The sequence below is a fragment of the Devosia sp. MC1541 genome (genome assembly GCF_012847305.1).
Classification (GTDB): domain Bacteria; phylum Pseudomonadota; class Alphaproteobacteria; order Rhizobiales; family Devosiaceae; genus Devosia.
The window spans coordinates 226988-246657 of the sequence record NZ_JABBDZ010000003.1; the positions used below are offsets into that span (position 1 = coordinate 226988).

General features: G+C 58.2%; 16 protein-coding genes. 7 read left to right on the top strand and 9 right to left on the bottom strand.

All coding sequences use genetic code 11. From position 1 onward, the window contains the following. Window positions 1–39: 39 nt before the first annotated feature. The 6 genes from HKD40_RS05470 to HKD40_RS05495 all read right to left on the bottom strand — a co-directional run bounded on the left by HKD40_RS05470 (window position 40) and on the right by HKD40_RS05495 (window position 9123). Entirely contained in the window at window positions 40–822 is a 783-nt protein-coding gene (locus tag HKD40_RS05470) for an SDR family NAD(P)-dependent oxidoreductase (RefSeq protein ID WP_169194720.1), read from the bottom strand. Between the two features lie 73 nt (window positions 823–895). Continuing rightward, window positions 896–2155 (bottom strand): AGE family epimerase/isomerase, encoded by a 1260-nt coding sequence (locus tag HKD40_RS05475; RefSeq protein WP_248305917.1) that lies wholly within the window; start codon window positions 2153–2155, stop codon window positions 896–898. A 78-nt stretch (window positions 2156–2233) separates the two neighbouring features. Continuing rightward, window positions 2234–3181: a class 1 fructose-bisphosphatase gene (locus HKD40_RS05480; protein ID WP_169194722.1), complete on the bottom strand. Its 948-nt coding sequence runs from the start codon at window positions 3179–3181 to the stop codon at window positions 2234–2236. A 108-nt stretch (window positions 3182–3289) separates the two neighbouring features. Then, window positions 3290–7927, bottom strand: coding sequence for an NAD-glutamate dehydrogenase (locus HKD40_RS05485; protein ID WP_169194723.1), 4638 nt, complete (start codon window positions 7925–7927; stop codon window positions 3290–3292). Window positions 7928–8240: 313 nt separating this feature from the next. Then, window positions 8241–8519, bottom strand: coding sequence for a hypothetical protein (locus HKD40_RS05490; RefSeq protein WP_169194724.1), 279 nt, complete (start codon window positions 8517–8519; stop codon window positions 8241–8243). Window positions 8520–8580: 61 nt separating this feature from the next. Then, a complete protein-coding gene (locus HKD40_RS05495; protein WP_169194725.1) occupies window positions 8581–9123 on the bottom strand; it encodes a flavin reductase family protein in 543 nt (180 codons plus the stop codon). Window positions 9124–9390: 267 nt separating this feature from the next. On the opposite strand from HKD40_RS05495, the gene HKD40_RS05500 reads away from it, so the two are divergent. The 6 genes from HKD40_RS05500 to HKD40_RS05525 all read left to right on the top strand — a co-directional run bounded on the left by HKD40_RS05500 (window position 9391) and on the right by HKD40_RS05525 (window position 14724). Further along, the gene (locus tag HKD40_RS05500; RefSeq protein WP_199368521.1) at window positions 9391–9993 is read left to right on the top strand and encodes a metalloregulator ArsR/SmtB family transcription factor; all 603 of its coding nucleotides are present in this window, start codon (window positions 9391–9393) and stop codon (window positions 9991–9993) included. Beyond that, a complete protein-coding gene (locus HKD40_RS05505) occupies window positions 9990–10478 on the top strand; it encodes a group III truncated hemoglobin (RefSeq protein ID WP_169194727.1) in 489 nt (162 codons plus the stop codon). Before HKD40_RS05500 ends, HKD40_RS05505 begins: the two co-directional genes overlap by 4 nt. A gap of 72 nt (window positions 10479–10550) precedes the next feature. Next, complete coding sequence (locus HKD40_RS05510) at window positions 10551–11543, top strand: acryloyl-CoA reductase (RefSeq protein WP_169194728.1); 993 nt, start codon at window positions 10551–10553, stop codon at window positions 11541–11543. A 192-nt stretch (window positions 11544–11735) separates the two neighbouring features. Beyond that, window positions 11736–12680 carry a tripartite tricarboxylate transporter substrate binding protein gene (locus HKD40_RS05515; RefSeq protein WP_169194729.1) on the top strand — a complete coding sequence of 315 codons (945 nt, stop codon included), beginning with the start codon at window positions 11736–11738 and terminating at the stop codon, window positions 12678–12680. Continuing rightward, on the top strand, window positions 12677–13177 hold the full coding sequence (locus HKD40_RS05520) for a tripartite tricarboxylate transporter TctB family protein (RefSeq protein WP_169194730.1): 501 nt from the start codon (window positions 12677–12679) through the stop codon (window positions 13175–13177). The genes HKD40_RS05515 and HKD40_RS05520 overlap by 4 nt, the downstream gene beginning before the upstream one ends. Continuing rightward, window positions 13177–14724, top strand: coding sequence for a tripartite tricarboxylate transporter permease (locus HKD40_RS05525; RefSeq protein WP_169194731.1), 1548 nt, complete (start codon window positions 13177–13179; stop codon window positions 14722–14724). Before HKD40_RS05520 ends, HKD40_RS05525 begins: the two co-directional genes overlap by 1 nt. Window positions 14725–14788: 64 nt before the next feature. On the opposite strand, the gene HKD40_RS05530 is transcribed toward HKD40_RS05525, so the two are convergent. The 3 genes from HKD40_RS05530 to HKD40_RS05540 all read right to left on the bottom strand — a co-directional run bounded on the left by HKD40_RS05530 (window position 14789) and on the right by HKD40_RS05540 (window position 18208). Further along, window positions 14789–14959, bottom strand: a complete 171-nt coding sequence (locus HKD40_RS05530; RefSeq protein ID WP_169194732.1) for a hypothetical protein — start codon at window positions 14957–14959, stop codon at window positions 14789–14791. Window positions 14960–15083: 124 nt separating this feature from the next. Continuing rightward, window positions 15084–17543 carry an extracellular solute-binding protein gene (locus HKD40_RS05535; RefSeq protein WP_210257025.1) on the bottom strand — a complete coding sequence of 820 codons (2460 nt, stop codon included), beginning with the start codon at window positions 17541–17543 and terminating at the stop codon, window positions 15084–15086. Then, window positions 17540–18208 carry a response regulator transcription factor gene (locus HKD40_RS05540; RefSeq protein ID WP_169194733.1) on the bottom strand — a complete coding sequence of 223 codons (669 nt, stop codon included), beginning with the start codon at window positions 18206–18208 and terminating at the stop codon, window positions 17540–17542. The genes HKD40_RS05535 and HKD40_RS05540 overlap by 4 nt, the downstream gene beginning before the upstream one ends. A gap of 523 nt (window positions 18209–18731) precedes the next feature. On the opposite strand from HKD40_RS05540, the gene HKD40_RS05545 reads away from it, so the two are divergent. Next, window positions 18732–19517: an EAL domain-containing protein gene (locus HKD40_RS05545; protein WP_248305934.1), complete on the top strand. Its 786-nt coding sequence runs from the start codon at window positions 18732–18734 to the stop codon at window positions 19515–19517. The last annotated feature ends 153 nt before the right edge of the window (window positions 19518–19670 follow it).

Below are 19670 nucleotides of genomic sequence, written 5' to 3' on the forward strand. Positions count from 1 at the left end.
ACAATTCGCGCCAAGGGTATGGTTTTGTTTCGTTCGCTGCTAACGCAGCAAACTCTGCCCCCCGTCGATCCAGATCGGCGACCCGGTAATGTGCTTTGACGCATCCGAGGCGAGGAAAACCACAAGCTCAGCGACCTCTCCAGCCTTGCCTGGCTTGCCGTCGGTCATAGGGATGTCTCCATCTGGAAACATGGCGCGCACGCCAGCGATATCGGCCTCGCGCTGATCGGTATTGTCGTCAATCTCGCTTTCAATTGCCCCCGGACATATCGCGTTGACGCGGATTTTGTCTTTGCCCAGTTCCAAAGCCAATTGCTGGGCAAGAGCAAGTTGCCCAGCCTTTGTCACCGAATAGGCAGACGCGCCTGCGGAGGTAAATGTCCGCGTGCCATTGATCGACGATATGATGACGATCGAGCCGCCCGTTTTGCGCATGTGAGGCACAGCGTAGTGGAGGGTGAGATAAGTGCCCTTGAGGTTCACCGAAATGGTCTCGTCCCACTCGTCAGGCTTGAGATCATCAATGGGTGCCCACACGCCATTGATCCCGGCATTGGCCACAACGATGTCGATCCCACCGAAGGCTTTCACGGTTTGTGCAACAGCAGCCTTCATAGCTCCATCATCAGTGGTATCGGCCGCGATGCTCAGCGCTTTGCCGCCCTGTGCTTCTATTTCGGCGGCCGTCGCGTCGATTTCCTTTGCAGTACGACTGAGCACCACAACGCGCGCGCCCGCTGCGGCAAGCGCCAACGCAGCGGCTTTCCCGATCCCCGAACCAGCGCCTGTCACAAGCGCTGTTTTCCCCGTTAGCTGACCCATAAAAAAATCTCCTGCATTAGTCGCCCAACGCAGGAGAAAGCTATTTGGTTGTCAGACTTAGCCCGTTTTGCCCTTAGTGGCCGTGATCGGCCTCGATAATGGCCTGGCTTAGGCTGCCAGTTGCCGGATAAAGCGGGATCAGGCAGGCTTGCAGCGCGTGATAAATATCGGGCTTGCCCACGAACAGGCGCGAGGTTGGCGTCAGGTCTTCCTTAAGCTCGCTCAACCAGCCGCCGCGCGCATGATCGATCAGATGGGCGTCGGCAAAGTCCCAGAGCTGGCGATACCAGTGCTGGAAATAGTCGTCGCTGTCATGAGCGCCAATGAACGCCGCTGCCCCAATGGCCTCCGCCACCGGCCACCACAGCTTTTCGCGCATGATGGGCTGGTTGTCCCAGTCCAGCGTATAGAAGAACCCGCCGTGGGCCTTGTCCCAGCCCAGTGTGACGGCCTGCTGGAACAGTCCGCGTGCCGCATCCGTCATCCACGCGTGTTTCTTCTCGCCGAGAGTGTAGAGCTGATAGAGCAAGCGCGACCACTCAAGCGCATGGCCCGGCGTCGTGCCCGAAGGGCGGAACATCTCCGAGCCTTTGAATTCCTTGTCGAGCGACCAATCGGCGTGGAAATGTTCGGCAACGCGATGATCAAGCGCGGTTGCGTTCTTGCGGATAATCAACTCGGCAATGCGCTGCGCCTTATTGAGATACTCCGCATCACCTGTCGCCTCAAACGCTGCCATGAGCGCTTCTGTCAGGTGCATGTTTGAGTTCTGCCCGCGATAGGCGGTGATTTCAGACCAATCATTGCCGAACTCTTCGCGCACGGCACCAATGCTCTCGTCCCAGAACTTGGTGTTGATCACCTCGGTGACATCCGCGATCACCTGATCGGCGAGTGGGTGTCCAACGAGCTTCGCGCTTGCCCCGGCCAACAGCACAAACGCATGGCCATAGGCCTGCTTGGTGTCGTCTTGATAGCCGTCGTCATTGAGCGACCAGACATAGCCCCCATTCTTGGTGTCGCGATGCTTGTTCCAGAGATAGTTCATGCCGTGGTCAACGATCGCGGCGGACCCAGGGCGGCCCAGCAGGCTTCCAATCACCGCGCAGTGGATCATGCGGCAGGTGACATGGATTTGACGGGTAGCATTGTCGGGCTGAACGGGCGTGCCGTCATCGTTGAGCTCAAAGAACCCACCCTTGGGATTGACCGATGTCGCCTCAAAGAAATCAAAAAGCTGATTGGCCTGAGCCGTCAGATACTGACGATGAAACGGGCGGTCCTGCCAAGCGCCAGCATTGGTTTTGGGCAGGTGAATAGGTGCGTCTGTCAATGCAATCTCCTCCGGGGCTTGCATGGTTCTACCCAAGCCCCAGAGTCGATGCAATTTGCTTGATGTATGGAAGCGCGATTAGCTTTTAGCGTACCAAGCCTCAACGCGGCGCACTTCCTCGGCGGAGCCCAGAATAACCGGAATACGCTGGTGAATGCTTGTCGGCTGGACGCTCAAAAGCGATTGGGTGCCGGTCGAGGCGCGTCCGCCAGCGCCTTCCGCCAGCCATGCCATGGGGTTTGCTTCATAGAGCAGCCGCAAACGGCCGCCCTTGCTCACTGTTTCACTGTCGAGTGGGTAAAGGAAAATGCCGCCACGCATGAGAATGCGATGCATGTCCGCCACCATCGAACCGACCCAACGCATATTGTAGCGCTTGCCGGCGGGGCCAGTTTCCCCAGCAATGCTCTCGCGCACATAGCCGGCGGTTGCCGCATCCCAAAAGCGCTCTCGCGCCGTATTGATGGCAAATTCACCTGTGGCGTCGGGGATCTTTGCCTCGGCAATAATCTCGATCCATTCGCCCGAAGTGTCGAGCGCAAAGCCAGAGGTTCTGCCCTTGATGCGCAATACCATCGTGGTAGCGTGGCCATAGGCAATATAGCCTGCAGCGACCTGCGCTGTGCCCTTCTGGAGTGGACCGCCGAGCGTCGGAAGGACGGAAAAGATCGTCCCAACGGTAACGTTCACGTCGAGGTTAGATGAACCATCAAGGGGGTCTGTCGCGACGATAAACGGTGCATCAACAGACAGCTCCACGGCATCATCCATTTCCTCAGAGACGAGCAGCGACACCTTGGGATTGTCCCGAAGATGCGCCAGCACGATGTCATTGGAGATAATGTCGAGCGCCTTCTGCGCTTCGCCCTGCACATTGGTCGCCCCTGCCAGTCCGGTATCTCCGGTAATCGGCGCCATCCGCAAAGTCGCGGCGATGTCCGCTCCGGCTGAAGCCATGGAGGCGATTACGCTCGCCAATGCTGTGTCAGGTGTTTCTAGGGCGAGCCATTGCGCGAGAGTCGTCATAGGGTGTCCTCGATTTGCTGAAACCGACATTGGGGAATGCGGCCTGGCATACAAGCGCGACTTTGGGATGAGGCCCTAGTCGACCCCATCCCGTTTGTCAGCTTGCCGTTACGCTTCTTGAGCGAGGTCAGCGAGTAGCCCCGCAGCGACGCTGAGCTTTGAAACACTCAGCGCGCTCTCGCGGAGGCGAGAAATTGCTTGGCTCGCCTTCGATATACTGTCACCGCGCAGCGCGAGCAGCGTTTCAAACGAACCAGCAGCGAGTGCATCTGTGGTCAGATCGCGCAGCGCCCGCATCAGATTTGCCTGCGCCCGATCCAGAGCCATGCGCTCAAACGGATCGCTCAACTCAATCGCCTTGCCCTCGGCCATAAGGCCAAAAAGCTCAAACTGCCCAGCGACACTGAAATAGGCCTTCGCCGCCTTCGTGATGCTTGTGTTTGAGCGGTTCGCCACCAGCGCAATATCGGTTGCGTGGGCCATAATCGGCAGCTCCGCTATCCGCTGGGCCAGCTCTGAGGGCACCCCATTCTGCGTCAATGCCGATACTCGCGCGTTGAGGTCGTCGCGCTGGCTGCTGGTCAAAAGGTGCCCCTCAGCAAGAAGCGTTTCGACGCCTTGGCGATAGGTTTCGACGATTGACGCAAAATCACCCGACAGCTCCGTGTTACGGATGAACCAGAGTGTTTCGCGCCGCAACAAATCGCGGATCTGATCATAAAGGGTGAGCTGCACCGCGCTCGACACACGACCATCAAGCCCGTCGATTGCCGCGATCAAAGCCTCCAAGCCAAAACTGTCGCGGACGGCAATATAGGCCAATGCGGCGTCAGCTGCAGTGGCACTGGTCGCAGCACTCAAGTCTGAAACAAAACTTGGGCCGCCGAAGTTGATCATCTCATTGGCGAGAACCGTCGCCACAACTTCACGCTTCAGCTGATGATTTTCCACCGCTTCGCCAAACCGCTCATTGAGCGCGGTCGGGAAATAACGGTTTAGTTCTTTGGCGAGGTAAGCATGGTCTGGGGCAGGGCCGTCAATCAAATGATCGAACAGCGACAGCTTGGCATAGGCCAAAAGCACCGCCAGTTCTGGCCGCGTCAGCCCTTTGCCGTCGCGCGCCCGCGCATCGAGCGCTTCGTCGCTGGGCAAGAACTCAACAGGGCGGTTGAGCCGCCCCTCCGCTTCAAGAAACGCAATGAGACCGCGGTGGGCCGCAAGTTCGCCAATCCCTGCTTGCTCCGATTGGGTCAGCGCCAGCGTCTGCCGATAATTATTGTCGAGACACAGCTGCGCGACCTCATCGGTCATGCTGGCGAGAAATTGCACCCGACTTTCCGCGTCCAACGCGCCTTGTGCAACAACGGGCGACAACGCGATCTTGATATTCACCTCAAGGTCAGACGAGTTCACGCCAGCGGAATTGTCGATAGCGTCGGTGTTGATCCGCCCGCCACCCATCGCAAAAGCAATGCGGCCCAATTGCGTCACGCCTAGGTTCGCCCCTTCGCCAACCACCTTGGCTCGGACCGTTTCGGCCGCAACGCGAATACCATCATTGGCGCGGTCCCCGACCTGCGCGTCATCTTCACTGGCCGCCTTGATGTAGGTGCCAATGCCGCCGAACCAAAGCAGGTCCACCGGCGCCCGCAGGATCGCGCGCATAACTTCGGCAGGCGTCGCTTCGGTCTTGAGCAGTCCAAGCCGCTCCTGCATCGCCGGGCTCAGAGGGATCGTTTTAGCCGCGCGTGAATAAACGCCACCGCCATCCGAAATGAGGCCCTTGTCGTAGTCCTGCCAACTGGAGCGGGGCAGGGCAAAGAGCCGCTTGCGCTCGGCAAAGCTCGTGACTTCGTCTGGGTTTGGGTCGAGGAAAATGTCATGGTGGTCAAAAGCGGCGACCAAGCGAATGTGCTCGCTCAGCAGCATGCCATTGCCAAAAACGTCCCCACTCATGTCGCCAACACCAGCCACGATGAAGGGCTCAGACTGCGTGTCATGCCCCATTTCGCGGAAGTGACGTTTCACCGCTTCCCAACCGCCGCGCGCTGTAATCGCCATCTTCTTGTGGTCGTAGCCGGCCGAGCCGCCAGAGGCGAAAGCATCGCCGAGCCAGAAGCCACGCGATATCGCGATAGAGTTGGCCAAGTCCGAAAAGCTGGCTGTCCCCTTATCCGCTGCAACCACGAGATAGGGATCATCACCATCGCGCCGCACTAGGCTTTGCGGTGGCACCACTTCGCCCTCGATTAGATTGTCGGTCACATCCAGCAGCGAGCCGATGAAGATCTTGTAGCTCTCGGTTCCCTCTTTCAGGAAATCTTCGCGCGCCATCCCCGCCGTCAGATGTTTAGGCACAAAGCCGCCCTTGGCCCCGACGGGTACAATCACCGCATTCTTGACCTGCTGGGCTTTGACTAGACCTAGCACTTCAGTCCGATAGTCCTCAGGACGATCCGACCAGCGGAGGCCGCCGCGCGCAATCGCGCCAAACCGCATGTGAATGCCCTCAACGCGCGGCGAATACACTGAGATTTCGCGATAGGGTTTCGGTTCAGCCAGTCCCTCAATCTTGGCGCTCTCAAACTTGATCGCCAGCGCCGGGCGGTCCACCTGATAGGCATTGGTGCGCAGCGACGCTTCCATAAGGTTTTGGAACCGCGCGAGGATCGTGTCTTCGTCGAGCGAACTTGTCTGGCCGCGCAGGATCGACAAACGGCTTCGTGCATCCTCAGCAGCGCGCGTCGGATCGTTCTGCGATGGATCGTGAAGCGCCGCAAACAGGTCGATCAAGGCACAGGCGGCTTCTTTCTGGGTCACCAGTACCTGCGCGATGTAGCGCTGTGAGAACGGCGTTCCGACTTGTCGCAAATAGCGCGAAAAGGCGCGCAGCAGCGCCACTTGCGACCAGGTGAGGGGAGTGGTGGTGATCAGCGTATTGAGTTGGTCGCTTTCAGCATCCTTGTGCCAGACAGCTAAAATCCCCGCTTCGATGTCCCGCGCCACCTGCGCAATGTCCGAGCGCGCATCGTCTCCCACTTCCAGCAGCATATCGTGCAAGTATCGCACTTCGCCGTCGCGGGGGGTGATGGTGTAGCTGCGCTCATCAATCACGCGGAAGCCAAAGTGCTCCAGCATCGGCACACGGTCGCTCAGCGGGATAGGCTGACCCTTTTTGTAGAACTTCAACCCCAGCGAACCATCGCTCTCGGCCCGTGTCCGCAGCCGGACCGCTATGTCCTCGCCAAGCTGGTTAAACACGCCGATATCCTCAAGCGCATCCTCCACGCTCGTGCGGCTCTGATAGGCGGTAGTGAACGCATTACGCCAATCGCTGATATGCGCCGGGTCACTCGCAGCGTCGGCCAGACGATCGCCGAAATTATGCGTCAGCGCCTCGATAGCGTGTTCCAAACGCTGTCTCTCGGGGCGCGGCGTCGGGCCACCATTGCGCCCGATAATCACATGCAGCCTGACGAGCTCGTTTTCGAGGAAATGCGGATAAAATGCAGAGACGCGTCCGTCGTATTCCTGCGCTAGGAATTGCGTGATCTGTGATCGCAAATCGCCGTCATAGAGATCGCGGGGCACATAGACCAAGATCGACACGAAATTATCAAACCGATCCACCCGTGGTAACACGCGCACCCTTGGCCGATCGTAGAGCGCGGCAATAGCTTCCGCGAACTCGGTGAGTTGCTCGGTTGAAACCTGAAACAATTCATCGCGTGGATAGCTATTGAGCGCGCTGAGCAGCATGCGCCCCGCGTGAGCCAGCGGATCAATCGCTGAGCGCTGCATAACCTCGGCGATTTTTTGCCGGATAATAGGGACGTCCGTATGCGCCGCCGATTGCGCTTGCGCAGTATAGAGCCCGACGACGCGCAGCTCCCCGATTGGCTCGCCGCTCGGCCCATAGCGCTTGATGCCGATGTAATCGAGATGCGCACGCCGATGGATGCGGCTGCGCAAATTGGCTTTCGTCACAAGGATAGGCTCGTCGCTTTTTGCAAAGCCAACCAGCTCCGGCGTCGAGTGGACATAGTCTGCCCCGCTGCGCACCACCTTAAAATTAGGCTCGTGGAAAAGGCCAAGACCAGGGCCATCGGCCTCGATCAACTCATCGCCCACAAGGCGGAAGTCCTTCACGCCCACAAAAATGAAATTGTAATGCGTCAGCCACTCGACAAACGCCTTTGCCTCAGCGGCCCCTGCCATTGTCTCAGGTATCGCCTGCGTTGCAGCACGCACCGCAGACAACATCGGCGATAGGTCGGTCACTGCGCTATGCACATCGCGCAGGGTTTGCGCGATCTCTTCGATCAATGCAGATTGATCGGCCACCGGATCAGTCTGGGTATGTAAAACGCTCACTTGCCGCTCGGCCGCGCTTTGCGGGCGGACAATAGGATGGGCAAACAGGCGGACATTCCCGCCGCCGCTGCGCACTGCCGCCAACACGCTGTCGACGATATAGGGCATGTCTGGGGAGATAATATCGAGCACCAGGGGCGCACCCGCGCCTGCTGGTGGGGTGACCCACAATTTCAGCTTGGTGGTGTCGATCTCTTGGAGACGCTGGTAAGTGTTCCGCAGGTCTGCCAGCAATACAGCGCTGTCGGCGCGCTCAAGATCGCTAGCGTCTATCGTCCTAAGTGCTGATTTGAGGAAGTCATTTTCACCGCTGTCGTCTGAATTAAACTGCTGAGATGTTTCTAAAATCCGTGAAATGACTTCGTCATTCATGCCGCTTGCTCCCTGACTCGCGTGCCAAGAGTAGGCCGGAAACGGGCGATATGTCTCTATCGTCTGTTTCAAACGCCCATTATGCTACGGCACTTGTTTCATCAGAATGTCACATTGGGGCAAACTGTTTCTCAATTCGGCCTGAGAACGAATTGTTAAACGCTTGTTAATGCCGACCAGAGTGGTAGTGTTAGGGGGTAAAGTGCGGAGGCCCTCATGCGCCAACTCCAACGCTATGTCTCTTACGCAGCCCTCGCGGGCGCGCTGATCCTAGGCATCGTCGTCACCACCCACGCTGGCCCATTCTTTTAGGCTAATGCAGGGTCTGCTGCGGTAGCGCCGCAAAATCTCGCGTATCGATTTCCGGCCCTTGCCAGAAGACGATGTAGAGCAGATCGCGCCCATCCTCGTCGGTGATTTCGATACAGCGCGGCACGCCGAGCTGTTCATGATCGCCTGCAATTCTCTCGATGATAGCTCGCCCCATCTCAGCAGCATTCTGCTCTGCGGCGTCGAGATTACTGTGTTCGCTGCCCACGTCATCGCGGAACAACTCGTCGTCTATGCGAAGGTTGAAATAAAAACGCGGCACGCTCGATCTCCAATCACCCAAAGATAACGCGACAGAGGGCAAAACCGTTGCCACTCCTGTGTTACCCGCTGTTTTTGGGCAGGGCATAGTTACGATTATGCCAAAGCAATGGTGTCGCTTTTGTGTTGGTTTCTGCCTCGATCAACGCTCCGGCAAACAGCACATGCGTTCCCGTTTCCATTGAACCGATCACTTCGCAGTCCACCGTCATAGCTGCGCCAAGTAGTTTGGGGTGGCCCGAGTGCCAGCGTGTCCAACGCCCCACATCGAAGCGCCGCTCTGGTGCAAGCTTGCCGGCGAAAGCGTCTGCAATATCCCTTTGATCATCTCTGAGCAGGGCCAGAGAAAAACCGCCTGTTTTGGCAATCACATCCGCCAACCGGCTGACAATATCTATGGAAATCAGGATGGCCGGGGGCTGCGCCGAAAGCGACATAACCGAGGTGACCGTACGCCCAACCATTTCATCGCCCCGTCTCGCCGTCACAACATGCACACTGGAGGCGAGAGTCGCCATAGCCTGCCGAAACTCTGCTTCGCCAACCGTAGAATTGCGTAACGGACGCATCCGCATGGTGTCGGGCAAATCAAATTCAGCAATCATCGGCAGGGTCGGTCGTTTCGTGGTCAAAATGTCTACGCGGCTCGCGTTCGGTAAAGCGTTTGGCAGGTGATGCTCTGGTGCCCATCGGAGTTCCGTTAGGCAGCAGATCAACGCTGCTCCGAGGTTTTCAGATGTTACTCGCTTGCATGCGAAGCTCAGAAACGGTATTTCCAAGTCATGCCTTTGAAAACCGTGCAGCAAGATAAGTCAAGCTCTGATCGTCAAGACGCTCAGTGGTCGCCCCGCAGCCCGTCGGAGCGTCTGTTGATGGTCCTGAAAATGCACGGCGAGCTGTCGTCTGCCGATGTTGGCGATAAGCTCGGAATCACCGGAGAGGCTGCTCGCCAGCAGCTTTTGCGCCTGGCGGCGGACGGTCTGGTTGAAGCCTGCCCGGTCCCCTCCAAAGCGGGCCGCCCGACCCAGATTTGGTCACTCACACCGGCGGCACAGTCCCATTTCCCGGATACGCACGCCGCACTGACCGTTCAAATCCTCGACATCGTGCGTTCCACTCTCGGTGAAGCCGCCTTGGACCAGATCGTCGCGCAACGCGAGGCCGATACGCTCAAGCTCTATTCTGCCGCCACCGCAGACCTCACAGCGCTCACCGATCGTGTCGACGCCTTGGCGCAGGCCCGCAGCACCGAAGGCTATATGAGTTCTTGGTCGCAGGCCGAAGACGGATCGATCCTGCTCATCGAAAACCATTGCCCAATTTGCGCCGCCGCGACGTCCTGCCAAGGCTTTTGCCGATCAGAACTTTCGGTGTTCCAATCTGTATTGGGCGACGATGTTGCCGTTGAGCGGCTCGAGCACGTCGTCTCGGGCGGGCGTCGTTGCTCTTACTCCATTAGGCCCATTTCATCATGACCCAATCAGACCGCCCCGTTGGCACGCGCCTGCACCGCATAGGCTGGGATACGCCCGAGGGCCTCAGCGAAGAACTGATCCGCGCTGTCGTGGATGAGTTCTATGCCCGGGCGCGCAGGGATGATGTCGTTGGCCCGGTGTTCAATTCCAAAATTGCCGCTGACGAATGGCCTCACCATCTCAGCAAGATCGCCGATTTCTGGAGCTCCATGCTGCTCGGATCCGGGCGCTACGATGGTCGCCCCATGCCCAAACATATGGGCATCCCCGAACTGTCAGACGCCCATTTCATGCGTTGGCTCCGTCTGTTCCGCGAAACCGTAACCGAGCTGTGTCCGCCCGATATTGCCGCCGTGTTCATTGAGCGCTCTGAGCGTATTGGCAATTCCTTCCGCATGAATATCTTCATGCGTCGCGGCGATGACATCACGCGTCTCGCCCCACTGCCACGAGAAGCCTCGCCTGTCTGGCGGCCAGAAGACTAAGGCACAAAACCCTCTTTCGGATCGCCCCCATATGCGCCACACATAGCTGGGTGGACGCAAGGGAGAGCGAGCATGAGTTTTCGAGCACTGCTGACGAGCAAGACTGAAGAGGCTGGCCTCGTCTCCCAACTTGTCACCCTCGACGACGCGCAACTGCCGCCCGGTGATGTCGTCGTTGACATTGATTTTGCCGGTTTCAATTACAAAGATGGCCTTTGCCTGCTCGGTAAAGGCGGTCTGGTTCGCAGCTTCCCGCACATCGCTGGCATAGATTTCTCAGGCATTGTTCGCGACAGCAAGGACGAGCGCTATGCTCCCGGAGACGCCGTTGTGCTCACCGGCTGGAGGGTGGGCGAGCTCCATTGGGGCGGCTTCTCCCAACGAGCGCGCGTCAACGCCGATTGGCTCGTGCCCCTTCATACCAAGCTCGATACCCGTGCCGCCATGGTGCTCGGTACTGCCGGGCTTACGGCCATGCTGGCCATCAATCGTCTTGAGGGACATGGCCTAACCCGAACTTCTGGCGATGTTTTGGTGACAGGCGCTGCCGGGGGCGTCGGCTCTATCGCGGTCGGCCTTCTGTCCAATTTGGGTTATGCCGTCACCGCACTCTCAGGTCGCGCTGAACATACGCCAATGCTGAAAGCGCTTGGCGCGAAGCACATCATCAGCCGAGACGATTTTCTGGCAGAGCCCGACAAACCACTCGAAACCGCCCGCTGGGCAGGCGTTGTCGACTGTGTGGGTGGCAATATCTTGGGCAAGGTTTTGCGTCAGCTTGCTTATGATGGCTCTGTCGCAAGCCTGGGCAATGCTGCGGGCCTTGAGCTGAACACCAATGTGCTGCCCTTCCTGCTGCGCGGCGCAAACATCCTCGGCATCGATAGTGTCATGCAGCCCCATGAGGCGCGGATGGGCGCTTGGGGGCGCTTGGGGGATATCTTTGATCAAGCCCAATACGCCAGCAATGTCGAAGAGATAGGCCTCGCGGTCTTGCCGGAAAAGGCGCGGCAAATCCTTGCCGGAAAAACGCACGGCAAGCTGGTCGTTAATCCAGCGCTCTAGGAGCCATTCTCGCGCGCAAAAGTGCCGGGTCTTGCAATTGCATCCGATTTGTCGCCACAACTATCTGGATCGAAGAGATCGCCCCGTTTGCGGATTACGGCCGGGGAGGGAGGATGACAGGACGCTGACAGACTCTGCGCCGTAAGCTGAGGGACGGACGAAAAACGTTCGCTATTGTTCTAGGGAGGAACCATGAACAAGCTATTTTTAGCAGCGCTGGTCACCAGCGCTATGGCCGTACCTGCATTCGCAGCTGACTATTCTATCATCGCTCCGGCCGCGCCGGGCGGTGGTTGGGACCAGACGGCCCGTACCATGCAAGAAGCACTCGTTGCTGATGGTATCTCGGCTAACGTGCAGGTTACCAACGTACCGGGCGCAGGCGGCACCATTGGTCTTGCCCAGTTCGCCACGCAGGAATCTGGCAATGCCAATGCCCTGATCGTCGGTGGCTATGTGATGGTTGGCGCCATCCTCACCAACGCATCGCCCGTTACGCTTGCTGATGTGACCCCAATTGCGCGCCTCACTGGTGAAGCCGTTGGTATCGTCGTTCCCGGCGCGTCCGACATTCAGGACATGGCTGGCCTCGTCGCTAAGCTCAAGGAAAACCCAGGCGGCGTGTCTTGGGCTGGTGGTTCTGCTGGTGGCGCTGACCACATCACAGCAGGTCTCATCGCCAAGGCCGTTGGCGTTGATCCGACCCAGGTAAACTACATTGCCTATTCCGGCGGTGGCGAAGCGCTCGCTGCTATCCTCGGCAATCAGGTGACTGTTGGCGTTTCCGGTATCAGCGAATTTGCGTCGCAAATCGCAACTGGCGATCTCCGCCTCCTGGCTGTTTCGACCGACACCCGCGTTCCAGGCTTTGATGCGCCAACCCTTCAGGAAGCTGGCGTTGATACCGCTGTTCAGAACTGGCGCATGGTTGCAGCTGCACCCGGCATCACCGATGAGCAGAAGGCTACTATCACTGCCGACATCAAGAAGATGGCCGAATCCGCAACATGGAAGGCCGCTCTTGAAAGCCGCGGTTGGGTCGACACCTATCTCGATGGCGATGCTTTCACCGCTCAGCTCGAAGCAGATATTTCTGCCACCGAAGCCATTCTGAAAGACATTGGCCTCGTCCAATGATCAACGGCTCACCACAGCCGACGCGTCGCCCCGATGGGGCGGCGCTTATTATCGGCGTCATCCTCGCCATCATTTCTGCTGTGATCTTCTGGCAAACCAGCCAGATGCGCATACCGCCCATTCAGCAAAAAATGGGTCCGCACGTCTTCCCCTATGTCATCGCGACCGGGTTGGCGCTGCTCTCCGTGGGGACATTTATCTCCGCTGCACGAAATGGTTTCCCAGAACGCAGTAAAGACGACATCGGTCCGATCCTTTGGGTGGTTGGCGGTCTCGTCGCACAGATACTCCTGCTCTCAACGGCTGGTTTCTCGATCGCTACAGGTCTTCTTTTTGCCTTTACGGCAAAAGCATTCGGCCGCGGTCCGCTTTGGCAAACCATCCCTATCGGCATCGTTTTTGCCTTTGTTGTCTGGTTCATCTTCGCCAAGGGGCTGCAACTCTCGCTCCCCATGGGCGTGCTTGAGCGGTTTCTAACCACGGGGAGTTTCGTCTGATGAATACATTCGAACTTCTCGCCCAAGGCCTTTTGGCCGCGATGCAGGTGCAAAACCTGATCTACGCGCTCATCGGCGTAACCCTCGGCACGGCCGTTGGTGTTCTGCCCGGCATCGGCCCTGCGCTCACCGTCGCGCTGCTTTTGCCCGTCACCTACAAGCTTGATCCGGCAGGTTCGCTGATCATGTTTGCGGGCATTTATTATGGCGGCATGTATGGCGGCTCCACCACCTCCATCCTGCTCAATACCCCCGGCGAGAGTGCGTCCATCGTCACCGCGCTTGAGGGGAATAAAATGGCCCGCAAGGGCAGGGGTGGTCCTGCTCTCGCCACGGCCGCGATTGGCTCGTTCGTCGCCGGTCTCTTGGCGACCCTTGGCCTAGCCTTCATCGCCCCATTCGTCGTAAAATTCGCGCTCGCCTTTGGCCCTGCCGACTATTTCGCACTGATGGTTCTGGCCTTCGTCACCGTCTCGGCCGCCTTTGGCGATAGTGCGCTGCGCGGGCTAACCGCGCTGTTCATTGGTCTCGGCTTGGGTCTGATCGGTATCGATCTCCAATCGGGTCAGACCCGTCTCGCCTTTGGCGTCATGGATTTGCTCGACGGCATCGAGGTCACCACCCTTGCAGTTGCGCTCTTTGCCATCGGGGAAACACTCAAAACCGCATCGGATCGCGATCAGGTCAACGCTCAGGTGATGGCCGTCAAAGGCTCTGTCTGGATGACGATTGAGGATTGGAAACGGTCTTGGGCGCCGTGGCTACGCGGCACGGCCATCGGTTTTCCAATCGGGGCCATGCCCGCAGGTGGCGCGGACGTCGCGAGCTTCCTCTCCTACAGCACCGAAAAGTCCTTTGCCAAAAAGCCGGAAGAGTTCGGCCATGGCGCAATTGAGGGTGTTGCCGGCCCGGAAGCTGCCAATAATGCGTCCGCCGCTGGCACGCTTGTACCGCTGCTGACGCTCGGCCTGCCGACAACAGCAACCGCTGCGATTATGTTGGCGGGCTTCCAGCAGTTCGGTTTGCAGCCGGGCCCGCTGCTATTCACCAACAACTCCAGCCTCGTCTGGGCGCTGATTGCTTCGCTTCTGGTCGCCAACTTCATGTTGCTGGTTCTCAACCTGCCGCTGATTGGTCTCTGGGTGAAACTCCTCACCGTGCCAAAGCCGTGGCTCTACGGCGGCATTCTGGTGTTCGCGACACTGGGCACACTCGGTGCCAATGGCGCTATGTCCATGGGTATTGGCCCAGTTCGCATCTCGTTCGAGCTGGTATTGCTGCTGGTCTTTGGCGTCTTGGGTTACATCCTGCGCCGCTTTGGCTATCCAATCGCGCCGGTGGTGGTCGGGCTTATTCTCGGCCCCATGGCCGAGCAGCAATTGCGCCGGGCGTTGGCGATCAGCCAGGGCGACATTGGCTATCTCTTCGCTTCGCCAATAGCCATCGTGCTCTATGTGGCGGCCTTTATCGCGGTGGCGGTGCCCATGTACTTCCGCCTCAAAGGCAAGGGACAAGTGCTCGGAAGCCTCGCCAGCGACGAAGACTAAAAACAAAAGCCCGGCTGAGTGATCAGCCGGGCCTAATTCTTATGCGAGGAAGGGCTCTTTAGCCTTAGCGGCGGATGCTCTCGAATTGCGCTGGGTCAATGCCCAATGCGTTGAGGTGCTTAGCCTTCGGTGCGCGTCCGCCTTCAACAGCTGCCGAAACTGCAGCAGCGCTGCCGAATACGGTCACAAAGGTGTCGAGGGTCGCAAAGAACTTGTTCTTGCGGGCGGTGCTCATCGGTCTATCCTTTCTGGGCCCGTGACAGTCACGGGACGTTGCATGCCCTTAAGATAGGTAGCTTTCCGCCCAAGAGTACCGGGCCTTTGCTCAAAACAGCTATGCACTGAGCGCTTGGCCATGCTTAGTTCTTTGGCGATACGATCTCCTGCCAGGTTTCCAAAAACCTTTGGCGCCGCAACGTATCGAGCGAAACGAGCAGCCCCGGTCCCAGCGGAATAGGCTGGATCACGCCGCGCCCCAGCGCGGCAATCGTCTCGCTCGACCATTCGCCGTCAGTATTGGGAATAACCGAGCCAAGTGCGGTCGGGCCCGCTGCCACAGCTTGCCCGTCGGGCGATAGCGCGAAGTCGACAAACGCCTTGGCGAGATCGGTGTGGTCCGCCGTCTGCGGGATGAACATCGAGCGTGTCAGGACCAATACATAGTCGTCCGGCACCACGATTTCGATATTGGCTCCCTCCGCTTTGCGAGCAAAGGCATAGGACCCGAGGACATTGAACCCCAGCGCCAGGCGTCCCTCAGCAACGCCGTTCAAGATGGCCGGGCTCGATCCCGAAAACTCCGCGCCAACCCGTCCAAAAGCGGTAGCTAATCGCCAGAAGGTCGATGATATCATCTGGTCCTGCGCAGCCAACAAATAACCCACACCTGATAGGGCGATGTCATAGGTCGAGATGCGCCCGGAAAATCTCTCGGCCTGCGCTTCGAGCAGTTCTGCCAGAGTGAGATGGGTGCGTGGCACTTCCTCTGCAGCGACCAAATCGGGATTATAGATCGTCACCGCGGGCTCAAACGTGAACCCGAAAACCTCATTGCGCCAATGCGCCCAATCCGGCAGCGCGCCGAGATAGGGGCTGTCATAGGCCAGCGCATATCCGTCATTGGCCAGCTTGACCTGCAAGTCCGAAGCCGAGCTGATGATGAGGTCGGTCCCTTCAATGATCGTACCATCGAGGAAGGCCTCATAAAGGGGCAGGGATGCCATTTCCTCATAGTGCACCTCGACCTGCGGATGCAGCTGCTGGAACCGTTGTATAAAATGCGCAAAGAGCGGGGTATCGGTTACCCCTACAATGGTCAGAACCGTAGGGCTGGTTTCATCGAGTGCAGGATACCGGGTCGACGCCGCCAATGGCGACACCATGGGGATGAGGCTGACTGCTAAAGCGACGCCGACAACCCAAGACCATTGCGTCAAATGGTTCTTTGGCATGGGAAACTTCATCTCGACGTTCAATCCACCTTCCGAGCGGTCTTTCAGTGTCAGCTGCCCCTTATGCGCTTCGACCACGCGCGCGACGATGGACAATCCGAGTCCCGATCCGACCTTGCCCGCACTGGCCTTACCCCGCTTAAAGCGGCCCATGACTTCGTTTTTCTCATGCGCTTCCAGCCCCGGTCCGCGATCAAGCACGCGCAGCACGACATCGCTCTCTGAGTTGGTTACGGCGATGTCGATGGGACCGTCGGAATAGGTCAGTGCATTGTCGACCACATTGCGCAGCATCTCGCGCAATGCCACGCGGTCGCCCGGTATCGTCGCCAGCGCAGCGGCAGGGGAAATGCTCACGCCCACACGCGCGCTCTGCTTTTCATCCAATCGGGTCACCACTTCGTCGACCAGAGCAGCAATCGACGTTGTGCTGCCCTCATGATTATCCAGCCGATGGGAAACGGTCGCTTCCATCAGCAGCTGATTGACCAATTGGCTGGCCTGCACCGCACTACCGTGAATACGTGCGACGCGCTGTCGAAGCTTTTTCGGGTCTTGTTCTTCCAGCGCCACCTCTGCTTGGGCGCGGATGGAGGCGAGAGGCGTGCGCACTTCATGTGCCGCTTCCGCAACAAGGCCCGACACACGTTCCATGGCATTGCGCAGACGGGCCATAAACCCGTTCAGCGCCACCACCAGATGATCGACTTCCACCGGCACAGGCACATCCACCGGATCCAAATCCTCCGGACGACGCGCGCGCAAATTGTGTTCCAGCTGGGTCAGTGGCGCAAACATGCGCGAAATGCCGAACCAAACGAGACCGATTGCGAGGAGCGTTAGCGCCACCACCGGCAGCACGGCATTGGAGAGAATTTCCGCCGCCAAGGCCTCTCGCTGTCGCTGGGTCTCTGCCACATGGATTGTCACCCAACCCGTGTCCGTTGGGGTGGAAATCAACCGCCCCACACTGGCGACACGCACCAACTCGCCGCGATAGGAAACGTCATGGAATAGCGGCACTGCCTCTGTCGTCTCGCGCATGGACTGGGCGAGATCGTCATAGCCCGTCACGGTGCGCCCATCGGGGTCCTCTACAGCGTAGAATACCCGGTCTTGACCGGAGAACATGGCAAAAGCCGCGAACGGCAGTTCGACGATAACATCGTCATTTTCCACCTGAACAGCGCCCGCGATTGTCAGGGCAGAGGCCGCCAGAAGCCGATCAAAGGCGCGGTCCGCTGCGCGTTCGGAATAGTCCCGAATGAAGACGATCAGGCTCAGCGACGAAACCAATAAGAGGCATATCGCCAGAATGAAGATGCGCTTGCGGATGGAAAACCGTCGTGCAGGCAAGTCTGTGCTCAAGATACAACTCGCGCGATATAGCCAACGCCGCGGACAGTGCCGATTTCGATACACGCTTCCGCCAGCTTCTTGCGCAGGCGCGAAATGTGCAATTCCAGCGCATTGATGGACACGCCCTCATCGAAGCTAAACAGCTGGTTCATCAGCCGTTCTTTCGCCACCACCTTACCGATGTTGATGATCAGAATTTCCAGCAAGCGAAATTCGCGGCGCCCGAGTTCAACTGGCGTGCCGCCGATCAGGGCATGCATGCCCGCGACATCTAGAGTGAGATTGCCCACTTCCACCAGGCTTGAGGTTTGCCCGCCGGAGCGACGCAGCAAGGCCCTCAGGCGCGCTTCCAGCTCTCGCAAATCGAAGGGTTTGACGATGTAATCATCCGCGCCAAGGTCAAGGATCGAGACCTTGTCGTCGATCTCAGACCGCGCGGTCATGACCAAAACTGGCGCGCTAAACCGCCGTTTCCGCAACTCAGCGATCACGGTAATGCCGTCCTTATTGGGCAGCATCAAATCGAGCGCGACCACATCAAAGGCATCGCTTTCGGCCGTGGCCACCACGTCCGCTCCGTCCTTGACCCATTCCACCGAATGGCCCGCATTGCGGAGGCGCTGTTCGATAGCTTCCCCAAGATCCTCATTATCTTCGACCAGCAGTATGCGCATTCGCCAGAGTCTCCCTGCATGTATACTAGCGCATTTCGTGTGATTTGGATCGGGTTAGCGGGTTGTTTTTGATAGCCATATGCCGTCCTTATGGCCTTGTGAGAACTTTGCCTGAACGGCGAAAAGAACGCCGATCCGTCTGGATGAAAATCGCTCGCAAAGCCTGATAGTGCCATCTTTGCCTCGTCATCTGCGGCTCCATTGGATAGTTGCGTAGCTGCAGGCGAGCGGTAACCCGGCGCGAATTCGACTGTATTTTTTCTCTCTGTGTTTGTTTCAACTATTTCTGCAAGTGGACTTTTCGTCGCTAGTAGGTATTCATGCTGATATACTCTGAGATATATTGAATAGGGTTCTGGTGTGGCGCGAAAAATAGATGTAAATCGTTAGTGTGACCACGCTTGTCGCAATGCGTCGCCACCGATGTCTAATCACCGAAGTGTCGAGATATTGCGGCCCGAATATAGTTTTAAGAGTTTTGAGGCGCATAGTCTGCGCCTCCTCAGTGGAGGACGAGTTGTCGATGAAAAACGGCAATGGAGCCGTTTCGGATTGTCATCACAACACAGTCATTCCGGCGACGGTCTCAGAGGCAGATGTAAGTGAATCGGTAGCGGCGGATCGCCTCTTGGCCGATTTGTCGGCTGGCCGTCTGACGCTTGTGCAACAGGGCATTCATTTGCGAGATGACCCGCAACACACGCTCTATCATGAATGTCTCTTGCGCCGTTGTGCTGGTGCATTGAACGGTCCATCGCTATTCATAGGGATTGCGGCCGCAGAGCGACTTGGTCGTATCCGCCCGATAGACCGTTTCGTGGCACTCACAGTGGCGCAGTGGCTGATTGACCAGCCGGAGGCGCGCCTTGGCGTCAATATCTCGGCAAACAGCGCTTTGCTCGACGATCAATGGGGCGAGTTTTTTACGCTCGTTGACGCGCATGCCGGAGTTGCCCCGCGCCATGTGGTCGAAGTTACAGAGACGGCGGCTCTACCGGTAGGCTATGGAAGTTTCATCGAAGCTTTGCGCTCGCGCGGCATCAAGATCGCGCTGGATGACTATGGCGTCGGCCACAGCACGCAAGAGCGCTTGACGCAAATCCGGCCTGACATTGTTAAGATCAACGGGCACTACACGCGGAATGCGCGACAGGGTGAACCTGCGGCCATTGAGTTGCGCGGCGTCGCGCAAGATCTGCGCGCCTTTGGCGGTGTTCTCGTCCTCGAGGGCATAGAAACCGAGTTCGATCGAAACACTGCTTTCATGGCAGGAATTTCGTGGATTCAAGGATTTGGCGTGAGCCAGTAGCCTGACTGAGCGCCTGTCCGCATCTCGCGTGAATTTCGGGCTGTCGTCGGTGTAACCAAAACGGGCCCTCGGTAAGATCACCGCGCCGCGCGGTATGGTGAGTGTGTGGGGCTCCAATGGGCCAAGCTCTGGCGACAACCGCGCCAAATTTGG